General features: G+C 34.8%; 11 protein-coding genes. 3 read left to right on the forward strand and 8 right to left on the reverse strand.

The annotated features are described in order from the left end of the window. Positions 1 to 33 precede the first annotated feature (33 nt). The 6 genes from QGM60_RS12230 to QGM60_RS12255 all read right to left on the reverse strand — a co-directional run bounded on the left by QGM60_RS12230 (position 34) and on the right by QGM60_RS12255 (position 8,569). The gene (locus QGM60_RS12230; protein ID WP_281140533.1) at positions 34 to 780 is read right to left on the reverse strand and encodes a succinate dehydrogenase/fumarate reductase iron-sulfur subunit; all 747 of its coding nucleotides are present in this window, start codon (positions 778 to 780) and stop codon (positions 34 to 36) included. A gap of 10 nt (positions 781 to 790) precedes the next feature. Further along, the gene (locus QGM60_RS12235) at positions 791 to 2,788 is read right to left on the reverse strand and encodes a fumarate reductase/succinate dehydrogenase flavoprotein subunit (RefSeq protein WP_281140534.1); all 1,998 of its coding nucleotides are present in this window, start codon (positions 2,786 to 2,788) and stop codon (positions 791 to 793) included. Between the two features lie 12 nt (positions 2,789 to 2,800). Next, a complete protein-coding gene (locus QGM60_RS12240) occupies positions 2,801 to 3,475 on the reverse strand; it encodes a succinate dehydrogenase cytochrome b subunit (protein ID WP_243473554.1) in 675 nt (224 codons plus the stop codon). A gap of 110 nt (positions 3,476 to 3,585) precedes the next feature. Continuing rightward, positions 3,586 to 4,809, reverse strand: coding sequence for an alpha/beta hydrolase-fold protein (locus QGM60_RS12245; protein WP_281140535.1), 1,224 nt, complete (start codon positions 4,807 to 4,809; stop codon positions 3,586 to 3,588). Positions 4,810 to 4,883: 74 nt separating this feature from the next. Beyond that, on the reverse strand, positions 4,884 to 5,726 hold the full coding sequence (locus tag QGM60_RS12250; RefSeq protein WP_281140536.1) for an AraC family transcriptional regulator: 843 nt from the start codon (positions 5,724 to 5,726) through the stop codon (positions 4,884 to 4,886). Then, on the reverse strand, positions 5,726 to 8,569 hold the full coding sequence (locus QGM60_RS12255) for a glycosyl hydrolase (protein ID WP_281140537.1): 2,844 nt from the start codon (positions 8,567 to 8,569) through the stop codon (positions 5,726 to 5,728). Before QGM60_RS12255 ends, QGM60_RS12250 begins: the two co-directional genes overlap by 1 nt. A gap of 368 nt (positions 8,570 to 8,937) precedes the next feature. Between QGM60_RS12255 and QGM60_RS12260 the strand changes: the two genes are divergently transcribed. Next, on the forward strand, positions 8,938 to 10,230 hold the full coding sequence (locus tag QGM60_RS12260; protein ID WP_281140538.1) for an aminopeptidase P family protein: 1,293 nt from the start codon (positions 8,938 to 8,940) through the stop codon (positions 10,228 to 10,230). A gap of 5 nt (positions 10,231 to 10,235) precedes the next feature. Continuing rightward, positions 10,236 to 10,622: a (deoxy)nucleoside triphosphate pyrophosphohydrolase gene (locus QGM60_RS12265; RefSeq protein ID WP_281140539.1), complete on the forward strand. Its 387-nt coding sequence runs from the start codon at positions 10,236 to 10,238 to the stop codon at positions 10,620 to 10,622. Here QGM60_RS12265 and QGM60_RS12270 read toward each other — a convergent pair. Both QGM60_RS12270 and QGM60_RS12275 read right to left on the reverse strand, forming a co-directional pair. Further along, positions 10,614 to 12,581: a DUF2075 domain-containing protein gene (locus tag QGM60_RS12270; protein WP_281140540.1), complete on the reverse strand. Its 1,968-nt coding sequence runs from the start codon at positions 12,579 to 12,581 to the stop codon at positions 10,614 to 10,616. The genes QGM60_RS12265 and QGM60_RS12270 overlap by 9 nt on opposite strands. Further along, positions 12,582 to 12,851 (reverse strand): helix-turn-helix transcriptional regulator, encoded by a 270-nt coding sequence (locus tag QGM60_RS12275; protein ID WP_281140541.1) that lies wholly within the window; start codon positions 12,849 to 12,851, stop codon positions 12,582 to 12,584. A 111-nt stretch (positions 12,852 to 12,962) separates the two neighbouring features. On the opposite strand from QGM60_RS12275, the gene QGM60_RS12280 reads away from it, so the two are divergent. Then, the gene (locus QGM60_RS12280) at positions 12,963 to 13,166 is read left to right on the forward strand and encodes a hypothetical protein (protein ID WP_281140542.1); all 204 of its coding nucleotides are present in this window, start codon (positions 12,963 to 12,965) and stop codon (positions 13,164 to 13,166) included. Positions 13,167 to 13,172 lie beyond the last annotated feature (6 nt).

Raw genomic sequence — 13,172 nt, forward strand, 5'->3', positions numbered from 1 at the left:
AGGTTTAATATTATAAGATTAAATAAGCTTTATTTAGCCTTTAAAAGCTGCTTTTAAATATTCACGGTTCATACGTGCAATGTTTTCAAGAGAAATACCTTTTGGACACTCCACTTCACAAGCACCTGTATTTGTACAGTTACCAAAACCTTCCTCGTCCATTTGCTTCACCATGTTTAATACACGATCAGTTGCTTCAACTTGTCCTTGTGGTAACAAAGCAAATTGAGATACTTTAGCTCCCACAAATAACATTGCAGAAGAATTTTTACAGCTTGCCACACAAGCACCACAACCAATACATGTTGCCGCAGCAAACGCATCATCCGCATCATGCTTATTTACAGGAATAGCGTTAGCATCTATAGTATTACCAGAAGTATTTACTGAGATAAATCCACCTGCGTGTTGTATTCTATCGAATGAAGATCTGTCAACAACTAAATCTTTTATTACTGGGAATGCTGTTGCTCTAAATGGCTCTATTGTAATCGTATCACCATCCTTGAACATACGCATGTGTAATTGACATGTTGTTACACCTCTATCTGGTCCGTGAGCTTCACCATTGATATATAGGGAACACATTCCGCAAATACCTTCTCTACAATCGTGGTCAAACGCCACAGGCTCTTCACCTTTATTTATTAATTGTTCGTTTAAAACGTCTAACATTTCAAGGAAAGACATATCAGGAGAGATATCACTTACAGGATAATCTACCATTTTTCCTTTGTCGCTTGCGTTTTTCTGACGCCAAATTTTTAACGTTAAATTCATAGCTTTCCTTTTATTTATAACTTCTTTCTTTTACTTCAATATTTTCGTAAACAAGATCTTCTTTATGTAACACCGCATCTTTAGGTTCACCTTTATATTCCCATGCAGAAACATATTGGAATTCTTTTCTACGCATTGCTTCACCTTCAGCTGTTTGATATTCTTCTCTAAAGTGTCCACCAGCAGATTCTTCTCTTAAAAGCGCATCCTTAGCAAACAGTTCACCTAGTTCTAGGAAATCGGCAACTCTAAGCGCTTTAGCTAACTCTTCGTTAAACTCGTCATTAGTACCAGGAACTCTTACATCTTTCCAGAATTCTGCACGTAGTTCAGCAATTTCTGTAATAGCTGATTTTAAATCTGCTTCATTTCTTGCCATACCACACTTATTCCACATGATCTTACCAAGCTTTTTGTGGAAATGATCTACAGAATGTGAACCATTATTATTGATTAAATGCTCAATATTTTCTCTTACACTTTTCTCTGCAGCTTCAAATTCTGGTGAATCTGTAGAGATAGGTCCTGTTCTAATATCGTGAGATAAATAATCACCAATAGTATAAGGCAATACAAAATAACCATCTGCTAAACCTTGCATTAATGCCGAAGCACCAAGTCTGTTAGCACCATGGTCTGAGAAATTAGCTTCACCAATACAGTACAATCCTGGCACTGTAGTTTGAAGGTTATAATCTACCCAAACACCACCCATAGTGTAATGCACAGCTGGATAAATCATCATTGGTGTTTCGTATGGATTCTGATCTACGATTTTCTCATACATCTGGAATAAGTTACCATACTTGGTTCTCACCACTTCCTGACCTAATTTTTTAACTAAAGCTTCATCGTTTTCATCTAAACCTTTAACGTGTGCTTGTTCTTTTCCGTAACGCATAAATGCTGAAGCAAAATCTAAATAAACCGCTTCACCAGTTGTATTTACACCATAACCAGCATCACAACGTTCTTTAGCTGCACGCGATGCTACATCACGAGGCACCAAATTACCAAAGGCTGGGTAACGACGCTCTAAGTAATAATCTCTATCTTCTTCAGCAATTTGAGTTGGCTTTAATTTACCTGCTCTAATCGCTTCTACATCTTCCATTTTCTTAGGTACCCAAATACGACCATCATTACGAAGTGACTCAGACATCAATGTTAATTTAGACTGATGATCTCCCGTAACTGGAATACATGTTGGGTGAATCTGTGTATAACATGGGTTTGCGAAATACGCTCCACGTTTGTGCGCTTTCCAAGCTGCAGTAACATTACTTCCCATGGCATTGGTTGATAAGAAGAATACGTTACCATAACCTCCTGTACCTAAAACAACAGCATGAGCAGAATGACGCTCAATTTCACCAGTAACTAAGTTTCTTGTGATGATTCCTCTTGCTTTTCCATCAACAATAACCACGTCTAGCATTTCGTGACGGTTATACATTTTCACTTTACCACGTCCAATCTGGCGGTTAAGTGCTGAATAAGCACCAAGTAATAATTGCTGACCTGTTTGACCTGCTGCATAGAATGTTCTAGAAACTAATACACCACCGAAAGAACGGTTGTCTAATAGTCCACCATATTCACGAGCAAAAGGCACACCTTGCGCCACACATTGGTCTATAATATTTGCTGAAACCTCAGCAAGACGATATACGTTTGCTTCACGAGAACGGTAATCTCCACCTTTTACAGTATCGTAGAATAATCTGTATGTAGAATCACCATCTCCTTGATAATTTTTTGCTGCATTAATTCCACCTTGAGCCGCAATAGAGTGCGCACGTCTTGGTGAATCTTGAAAACAAAATGCTTTTACATTATAGCCTAGTTCTGCTAAAGTTGCAGCTGCAGAACCTCCTGCTAAACCTGTACCAACAACAATAACATCTATAAGTCTTTTGTTAGCGGGATTAACAAGGTTAATATTATTTTTATGATTTGTCCACTTATCTGCAAGTGGTCCATTAGGTATTTTAGAATCTAAAGCCATATGAGAAATTTTTTAGTGGTTAAAATGATGATATAATGCAATAACAATAAATCCTAAAGGAATCACTATTGCATAAAACTTACCAAATCCTCTTAAACCTTTTGTGTACTTGTTGTTAGCACCAACAGATTGAAAAGCCGAATTAAAACCGTGAAGTAAGTGTAATGCTAAGAATACAAAACCAACACAATAAAGTGCTACTCTCCAGATTGGTTCAAATTTATGTACTAATTCTTCGTAGTATCTAAACTCACCATTTGGCAATGTACCAGACATATCACCAACGATGTATTTCGTGTTGATTTCTGGAATCCAAAAATCTATAAAGTGAATGATTAAGAACACAAGGATAAAACCTCCACTCCAAATCATGTTTCTACTCATCCACGTAGAATTGGCACCACCATTATTTTTTGCATAACTGATTTGTCTTGCTTTATTGTTTTTTATTTCTAGCACAAATCCCATGATGAAATGGAAAATCACACCAAAAATTAAAACGGGTTGCAACAGATATTGAATAACCCAAAATGTTCCCATAAAGTGAGACACTTCGTTAAAAGTATCTGGGCTACATACTGAAAGACTGTTAATTGCAAAATGTTGAAGTAAAAAAATCATAAGGAAGAATGCCGAAAGTGCCATGGCAAACTTTCTTCCAATCGACGAATTTAGAATTCCGCTCATTGTAAATCTAATCTTAGTTGTTAGTCTTACAAAGATACAGCGCAAATGGTTTTTAGCCAACTGCGCTGTATTATAATTAATTATTTAGAATGAATATAATTAGAGTGGTTCTACTTCTTGTTTTTTAGATTTTCTAAATGCTCACTAAACATCGACTTGTAATATTCATAGTTCTCAGGATCGTACTGATCTTTGGTGTTTTCTAGAACAACCATAGCCTTTTTGTAGTAGTTTTTTGCTTGTTTTAAATCATTACTTTTTTCTAATGCTTCCGCTTTACTATCATAAAGATTAGCATCATTTGGATACAACTCTAATGCCCAATCAAAAACTTTTAAGGCTTCTTCTGTTTTCTCGGCATTCAAGCAAAAGTAGCCATAGCCATTAGCTTCATCTACACCTGGCTTTACATCGTAATTCGCCCAAACAGATAACTCTGCGTAAAAACCCTTTAAATCGTCAACAAAAAATTTTGATTTATCCTCTAGCATCTTTTGCTTTTGGTCTTCTGGTATCGTCCAGATTTTCGCAACTTCTTTAAAGGCATTACTAATGGTATAGATTGGTGTGGTGGAATGATTTTCACCTTCAAAAATTCTAAACGTGTAGTTTAAATCTTCTGGATTATGATATTCAATAATGTTATCTAATTTCTGTGCTGATTTTCGGAATCTATTTTCCATATTTCCAATAGTACCAGCCGACATATAAATTAATTTATTCAGACTTTCGTTAGACTTAAAGTAGTCGTCAAACGCTTTTATCAACTGCTCATAATCGTAAGATAAATTGGGACTTATCGCAATTATTGCCTGAAAAAAATCAGGTTGCGAGAACACAGTGTTGAGCACAAAAGTTCCACCTAAAGAATGACCTATTGCCATCTTAAAAGGCTCTACTCTATAATTCTGTTCAACAAAAGGAAAGACCTCCTCTTTTAAATGATTTTCCAAAAGTTCTGACTTACCGATTTCTACATCTTCCCAATCGGTTTTAGTTTTTTCGTTAACGTACATTGGAGTAAACTCTTTTGGTCTATGTTCTGTTTTTATGCCAACAACAATAAACTCATTGAGCTCACCAATTTGTGCCATATAATCCATTAAACCTGCTGTCATATCAAAAAAGGCATCGAATTGCGCATCAAAAAGATATATTGTTGGGTATTTCTGTGTATAACTTTCGGTGTAAGAAAATGGCACAAATACTCTTATTTCACGTTCGGTATCAAAAACCGTAGATGCTATTTTATGAGATTTTGAAATTCCGCTGTATTGTTGAGCAGACACAATGCATGTAAAAAGTATGGCTATGAGGCTAAAAGTTCGTTTCATGATATGATGATTTATTAAAAACATATCGCAAATCTATCAGCCTTGCTTGTATAAAAATTGTAGAAATGGGACAGTTAATTTTTTAAAAGTGTCCAAAACGTGTCTTCTGTACCCAAATGAGAAATCCCAGAAAAGAATTTTTTGGGATTAAAACCTGTTGCTTTTTTGAAGTGTTTTATAAAATCAGATTGGTCATAATATTTATTAGCATGCGCCAATTCTGTTAAGTTGGAATTTCCTTTCCGATAAATTTCTATGGCTTTTCTAAACTTCACCAAATTAGAGAATTCTTTTGGTGAACAATTAAGATGTTTCCTAAACAACCGAAGCACTGTTTTTCTGCTCAATTGCAATTTTTCAGACAATTCTTGGATGGTTAAATCTTCTTCAAACAAATAGTTGACTGCTTTAATAATTCTAGCTTCAGCTAAAGGGTTGAGTTCATTTTTAAAAAAGGCATCTAACACAGCTACTTTTTCATCTACATTATTGGTGTCGTAAACTTTTTTTAGAGCAACTTCAAAATTATTTCCAAAATAGTCAAAGTCCTTAATCGGGTTTTCAGTAACAACATCACCAAAAGGGACTTTCATGAAATTATTGATTCCCAATGGCTGAAACACAATGCCAATTTTATCAAAAGGTGCTTTTATTTCACCTGTTCGACTTTCATTATGAATCCCTGTGTAAATAATTTCAAACTCTTTGGATGCATCAGGCACCACAATAGATCCCGTTTTTGAAAAACTGATTTTTGAACGCTTGTAAACGGTAATGGCATTCCTAAAATGCGGATAAAAAATGTATCGCTTTTTATAGTCGTCTCGATTAGAAAAATTGAAATAATAATACGCAATATAGTTCTGTAAACTCTTGCTTGAAGGCTTTACAGAAATATAGTGTTCCTGTTCATCCATTACTTTATTTCGAGCGTTGTAGAGCTATCACCAATTTTTACGGTGTAAGTTCCTTTTGGCAAGTAATCTTTCTTATTACCTGTTTCTTTAAACTCAATATTTTTATTTTCTTTTTTAAGCGCCTTTTTTCCTTTTTCTGTTAACGTTAAATCATAATCTACATAGTTTAATCCTTTAACAACATCAACAGACATACTTTTTAATTCTGATCCATTTTCTGACAAGATTTTTAAGGTTTTTGTACCTGAAGCATTGCTGTAAAACTGAATGGTTGTTTTAGGCTCAAATGCATCGTACCACCTTCCCCAAGAACTTCCCCAACGACCCGAATGACGTACAGACTCCATATCAAAAAACGTTATGGCTTTTGCGTCCATTTCTGAATTTACCTTCTGTAAAGCCGAAATGTTGGCTTTGTAAATGCTACGTCCATGCGTTCCTAATAATAAATCGCCAGCTTCTGGTTGCACTACAATATCATGAATTGCTACGTTTGGCAAGCCTTGTGAAAACACATTCCAAGATTTACCCATATCAAAAGACACATAGGCTCCGTTATCGGTTCCTATGTACAAGATGTTTTCGTTTTTAGGATCTTCCTTTATCACATTTACTGGAGAAGCTGGTATGTTTCCGCTAATGTCTTTCCAAGTTTGTCCGTAATCATCACTCATGTAAGCATAGACTTTAAAATCGTCCCAACGGTAACCATTCAAAGTTACATAAACACGTTCTTTTTTATGCTGAGAGGCAATCACACGACTTACCCATAAATCTTTCGGAAAAGTGTTTGAAATATTTGTCCAACTGCCACCTGCATTTTTAGAAACGTAAACCAAACCGTCATCACTACCTGTGTAAAGTAAACCAAATTGAAATGGACTTTCTGAAATCGACGTCAACGTGCCGTAAGCTACATTTCCTTTTTTACCTCCATTGGTTAAATCGTCACTAATAGCTTCCCAATCGTTACCTTGGCTCATAGAACGCATCAACTTATTGCCACCTAAATACAAAATATCCTGATTGTGAGGCGACAATAAAATTGGAGTTTGCCAATTGAAACGGTACGGATTTTCCCCTAAAGTATGCTTAGGTTGAATGTATTTCTGTTCTTCAGTTTCAAGATTTAATCTGTAATAATTCCCGAATTGGTAACCTGTATAAACGATGTTAGAATTTCTGCTATCAATTTGAATTTGCATACCATCACCTCCCATTATAGATTTCCATGGATACTGACCTTCTTGATGCCAGGCTTTGTTTTCAGGTGCATTGTTAGCACCTAACCAAACACCATTATCTTGTAAACCACCATAAACATTGTATGGTTTTTCGTTATCCACATTGATGGCATAGAATTGTCCTACGGAAGGTGAATTGTTTTTAATCCAGCTTTTACCATCATCGTAAGAAATATTAACACCACCATCGTTCCCATCTACCAAATGATTTGGGTTCTTAGGATTAATCCAAAGCGCATGATGATCGGCATGCACATTTTCTGCACTGATAGACGTCCATGTTTTTCCGCTATCTTTAGATTTCACAATCGGCACACCATAAATGTAAATGTCATTTTCATTTACTGGTGACACGTGGATATGACCAAAATAATAGCCATAACTGTAATAGATACCATCTAAATAATCCTCATGAGTTTTCTTCCAAGTTTTACCACCATCAGTACTTTTGTACACCTCAGCACCAACAACAGGAGTATCGAACAACATAGAATTAGCATCTTCAAGATATTTTGCTAAATCAACAGGCTTTACGTTACCCGAACGTACCATTTGCTTTACATTTTCTGGTCTGTATTTTTCCTGAAAGCCGTTGGTTCTTAAAAATGCATTCAGTTTTTTATCCTCTAAAGCCAAAAAATCAGCTGTTGACATGGTTTTAAAGTCTTCTTTTGTCAAGTCCGTATTGTCTTCCTTTTTCTTTTCTTCTGGTCGTCTAAACTGACTATCATGAACAGCATATACCACATTTTCATTAAACACAGCGATACCAATTCTTCCTACACCTTCACCTGTTGGAAAGCCACTTTTTTCTGTAGATACTTTCGTCCAAGTTTCACCAGCATCCGTACTTTTATAGATGGCTGAGTTATTTCCATTTCCTGTAAAATTCCACGCTTTACGATCTTTGGTCCAAGACGTTGCAAACATCACGTTGTAATTTTTCGGACTGTGTTGCAAATCAATAATACCACTTTCATCATCTACAAAAAGCGTCTGCTTCCATGTTTTACCACCATCGGTCGTTTTGTAAACACCTCGCTCTTTATTTGAAGAGTACAAATGACCTGTAGCACCAACAGTAACCACATCTGGATTATCTGGATGGATTAAAATAGGAGCAAAATGATGCGCATCCATCAATCCTAAATTTTCCCATGTCTTTCCATTATCGGTAGATTTTAATAAACCAATACCAGCATACGACGAACGCGAGGCATTATTTTCGCCTGTACCAACATAAATCGTTCGGGTTGGCCAATGCACAGCAATATCACCAACGTTTTGTGTTGTCGCATTATCCATAATCGGTGTAAAAGTGGTGCCATTATTTGTGGTGTGCCACACACCACCAGACGCATAACCAACATAAAATTCCGATGGCATTTCCGGATTCACATCAACATCTACAACACGACCACTCATTATGGTTGGCCCAATATTTTTAAAAGGCACGTTTTTTACCAAAGAGGTTTCAGTCATTTTTTGTTTTTGAGCCAAAGCTGCTCTCACAGTTTCAACAGACGTTGCTGGTTGTTGAGCCAAGGCCATTAAAGAACTTACGGCAAATGCAAACGATAGGAATTTAGTTTTAGACATGTTGGTTGGTTTTAGTTTCTATTGTCAGTTCGAGCGCAGTCGAGAACTAATTTTAAAAAATATTGTTCAATTACATTTCGACAGTGCTCAATGTGACAGCAATTAAAGATTGCTGAATTTAACCATTAATCCATATATCCTCAAAATTTGATTATAAAGTTTAACAGATTATCACAACTTGCTTGGGCTTGCGTTTTAGTTTGTTTATTTTTGAGTCAACAAAAAAAACATGACAATAAAACGTCAGTTTAAGCTTAGTCAAAATGTTTTTTATCCACTCGATTTAGCTTTCGACTGCGCTCAAGCAGACACTTAACTAATATTAATGAGATTCCTGCCTTCGCAGGAATGACAATACATAATAACAAATGAAATACCATCCTATAGACCGTAACCTATTCATAAAAAACCGTAAAAACTTTGCTTCTCAGATGAAGCCAAACAGTTTAGCCGTTTTCAATTCTAACGATATTTATCCTGTGAGTGCAGACAGCACCTTGCCTTTTGCACAGCATCGTGATATTTTTTACCTCAGTGGTGTAGATCAGGAAGAAAGTATTTTGGTTATTTTTCCAGATTGCCCAAAAGAAAAGCATCGTGAAATCTTATTCTTAAAAGAAACTAACGATCATATTGCTGTTTGGGAAGGCGAAAAACTTACTAAAGAAAAAGCCTTTGAAACCTCTGGCGTAAAAACCGTGTATTGGTTACAAGACCTAGAAAAAATAATGTTTGAACTAATGACGCAATGCGACACGGTTTACATTAACACTAACGAACATTACAGAGCCAATGTTGAGACCGAAACACGTGAAGATCGTTTCACGAAATGGTTAAAAAATCTGTATCCTGCGCATTCTGTAGCGAAAAGCAATCCAATTTTACAACGTTTACGCTCGGTTAAAGATCCTATAGAAATCGACTTAATGCAAAAGGCTTGTAATATTACTGAAAAAGCTTTCCGAAGAGTTTTAGGTTTTGTAAAACCTGGTGTTTGGGAGTTTGAAATTGAAGCCGAAATGATGCATGAATTCTTAAGAAATCGTTCTAAAGGTTTTGCATATACTCCAATTATTGCTTCAGGAAACAATGCCAACGTATTACACTATATTGAAAACAACCAACAGTGTAAAGATGGAGATTTAATTCTGTTTGATACCGCTGCTGAATATGCCAATTACTCCAGTGATTTAAGCCGAACAATTCCTGTAAACGGTAAGTTTTCTGAACGCCAAAAAGCGGTTTACAATGCTGTGTTGCGTGTTAAAAATGAAGCGACCAAGATGTTAGTTCCTGGTACACTTTGGGAACAATATCATGTGGAGGTTGGTAAATTAATGACCTCAGAATTATTGGGTCTTGGTTTATTGGATAAAGCTGATGTGCAAAACGAAAACCCAGATTGGCCAGCGTACAAAAAGTACTTTATGCATGGTACAAGTCACCATATTGGTTTAGACACGCACGATTATGGTTTACTACACGAACCAATGCAAGCCAACATGGTATTTACTGTTGAGCCAGGTATTTATATTCCAGATGAAGGTTTTGGTATCCGTTTAGAAGATGATGTTGTAGTACAAGAACAAGGTGAGCCCTTTAACTTAATGGCGAATATTCCGATTGAAGCTGAAGAGATTGAGGAGTTGATGAATTCTTAAAAATATTGAAAGCTATACTTGTCACTTGTGCTATCATTTTAAAGGATGATAAAATTTACGCTTTTCAAAGAAGCGATAAGATGAAACTCCCTTTGAAATGGGAATTTCCAGGTGGCAAGTTAGAATCAAACGAAACTGAAATTGATTGTATCAAAAGAGAGGTCAAAGAAGAATTAAATATTGAAATTCAGGTTACAAAACGATTAACTCCAGTTACACAAGAGTATTCTGATTTTAAAATCAAATTAATTCCTTTTATAGCTAATTATATAACCGGAGATTTAATTTTAAAAGAACACTCGAATTTCCTTTTAGCAAGGAAAGAAGAGTTGCTAAATTTGGATTGGGCAGAAGCAGATATTCCAATTTTAAATGAATTTTTATCACTTTAATTCTTCTATTCCGACTTCTTTCAAATAATCATAAGTTTTATCATAGAAGTTCTTTGGTCTTGTATGGTCAATATCAGAACCATTAGGAACACAAATAATCATTCCCTGTCTCGCCCTTGTTAACAATACTCTATAAGAGTTTTTAAGATATTCTTTATCAACTTCTTTGTTTATATTTTGCCATCTACTACCCTTAAAATTTTGGTAAATCCAATTATCATTTTGCAAATAGAAATTAGCTCCCCAAATCAAACATGTTCTATCAATTTCTAAACCTTGTATATCAAATTCAGTTGCAACATCTTCTAAAAAATAAGATGAACGAATATCTTCACTTGGATTTAAAAACCAATTTGGCGCAGAAATTTCATTTTTAACATTAACTCCTATAGCTTTTAATCTTCTTGAACCCGAAGACGCTACTAATCCATATCTCTCTGTTCCTTTACTTTGTTGCCTTAACCATTTTTTAGCAACTTCTACATTCCTTGTTAAGTAAATAGGGAATGTTTTTTTTATTTCTGAATAAAGCTCTTTTGCTCTACCTTTATTTAATTCTAATAACTCATGGACAAATTCTGAAACTTTTTCTGACCTATATGAGCGAACAGAAACAGCTAAATGTAAATCAGTTTCAGAGACTCCATTTTCTCTTAACCAAATTCTTTGCTTTTCTTCTTTTATATAATTTGAACTATTAATGATTGAGTTTGAAAAATGAATTTCCCAATTTTTATAGTTTTTTTCGAATGCTCTTATCCACTCTTCTAGACCAGCCTCTCCAGTATTAATTTCTTGACCTCCTCCAATCAAGCAAACAATCGTACACCAATCTTTGTGCCTATTCATTACATCAATTAGAAACTCTGGCTCTGACATTTCAAAATTTTCAATACCCTTCTTCCGTTTCATAAAAGAGCGTACCTGCTCTTTAGACCAAGCTCTTTGCGCTTCATCAAAAACAACTACTTTTTCTGTTGGCTCAATGATATATTTTAGATATTCATCTCTAAAGTGATGGATATTCTGAATAAAAGCATTCGTTCTTCTCTTTGCTTCATCTTTTGTAACACGCTCCCCTTTTTCTTTAGATGTTATTACATAGTCTCTGGCTAAAGCTTCTCGCAACACTTCAACCAAAGGACCATTTCCAGACAAAAACACAGCATGTTCATCTTCTTGCGAGCGCATTCTATCATTAGCTATACTTAAACCAGCCAAAGTTTTTCCAGCTCCAGGAACTCCTGTAATAAAACAGATAGACTTTTTACTATTTTGCTTAGACTCCTCAATTACATTGCTAATATAATTTGATGTCTTGTTGAGGTTTATGTTACCCGAATCATGTCTAGATATTTCTTCAACTTTATGCCCTTTGTAAAGTGCTTGAGCAACTTCAACAATTGTTGGTGTTGGTTTGTAAATTGAATTCTCCCATTCTGACACATCAATTACTTCATTTGAAGACTTGGTAATTATATTTATCGCATTTCTTATTCCTATTTGGCTACACTTTACAACTTCATTATGATTAAGAACCTCAACCAAATTAAATTCTGAATTGTATGCATTAGTTGCTACCAAAAGCGGAACTAATTTTGCAAAATGACTTCCTTCATGAAAATTTTTCAAATCCAAACAATAGTCTATTACTTGTAGTTGCGCGTTTTTTCCAAATGAATCATCACCTACCTTAAACTCCAATACAAACACATAATCATTAACTATAAGTATATTATCAACACGTTTACCCATTCTAGGTATCTGAAATTCGAAATACAAAGAACCATTTAAGCCTATCAACTCTTTTTTTAGGATTTCAATCTGCTTAACCCATGCATTTCTTTGTAAATCTTCAAGAGAACGATTTGTGTGATTTAGACTTAGTTTTCCAAGAATTAAACTAGAGTCTTCTTTTAAAAATTCGGTTATTGAGTTTTTATAATATGCTCTATTCATCTAATCATCCTTTTTAAATTGATAATCTTTAAAGGATAATTTTGAGTTAGACTTTCTAAAATCTAATAACTCATCAACATGTAATTCAAATGCTTTAGCAAAAACCAAAATATTGGTCAACGAAATATTGCGTTCACCACGTTCAATCATTCCGATATAAGTTCTATGAAAACCTGTAACAAAGGATAGTTCTTCTTGACTAAGATTTTTTTCGTTTCGTAAAAAACGTATTCGATTTCCAAACTCTTTAAGTATGAATTGATTCACCATAAACCAAAACTATACTTATTGTATGCAGCTTTCAACATACAATAAGTATCATTTTTTGTATATTGCAACTATCAAATCAATCTAATAACATATAAATAAACATTCGAAAAAATGCTATATGCTATTTTTAAAAATAAAAATCATGTTGGAAATCAAAAAGGAGCAACCTCTGAAGAAGCTATAAAAAACTACATAATTGAGTCCATGCTTGAAGAATTTGTAAACGATAAAGAGTTTTTGGCTAAATATTCTGCAATCAAGGCTATAAATGGAATTCATCATCATTTTATAGCTATTAAGGAAATTCTTAATTAGAGAATC

Source organism: Winogradskyella sp. SYSU M77433, from assembly GCF_029911945.1.
Classification (GTDB): Bacteria; Bacteroidota; Bacteroidia; order Flavobacteriales; family Flavobacteriaceae; genus Winogradskyella.

Bases quoted from the DNA above. Each gene is read 5' to 3' on its own strand.
- QGM60_RS12230 (WP_281140533.1), bottom strand. From the start codon at position 780: ATGAATTTAACGTTAAAAATTTGGCGTCAGAAAAACGCAAGCGACAAA.
- QGM60_RS12235 (WP_281140534.1), bottom strand. From the start codon at position 2,788: ATGGCTTTAGATTCTAAAATACCTAATGGACCACTTGCAGATAAGTGG.
- QGM60_RS12240 (WP_243473554.1), bottom strand. From the start codon at position 3,475: ATGAGCGGAATTCTAAATTCGTCGATTGGAAGAAAGTTTGCCATGGCA.
- QGM60_RS12245 (WP_281140535.1), bottom strand. From the start codon at position 4,809: ATGAAACGAACTTTTAGCCTCATAGCCATACTTTTTACATGCATTGTG.
- QGM60_RS12250 (WP_281140536.1), bottom strand. From the start codon at position 5,726: ATGGATGAACAGGAACACTATATTTCTGTAAAGCCTTCAAGCAAGAGT.
- QGM60_RS12255 (WP_281140537.1), bottom strand. From the start codon at position 8,569: ATGTCTAAAACTAAATTCCTATCGTTTGCATTTGCCGTAAGTTCTTTA.
- QGM60_RS12260 (WP_281140538.1), top strand. From the start codon at position 8,938: ATGAAATACCATCCTATAGACCGTAACCTATTCATAAAAAACCGTAAA.
- QGM60_RS12270 (WP_281140540.1), bottom strand. From the start codon at position 12,581: ATGAATAGAGCATATTATAAAAACTCAATAACCGAATTTTTAAAAGAA.
- QGM60_RS12275 (WP_281140541.1), bottom strand. From the start codon at position 12,851: ATGGTGAATCAATTCATACTTAAAGAGTTTGGAAATCGAATACGTTTT.
- QGM60_RS12280 (WP_281140542.1), top strand. From the start codon at position 12,963: ATGCTATATGCTATTTTTAAAAATAAAAATCATGTTGGAAATCAAAAA.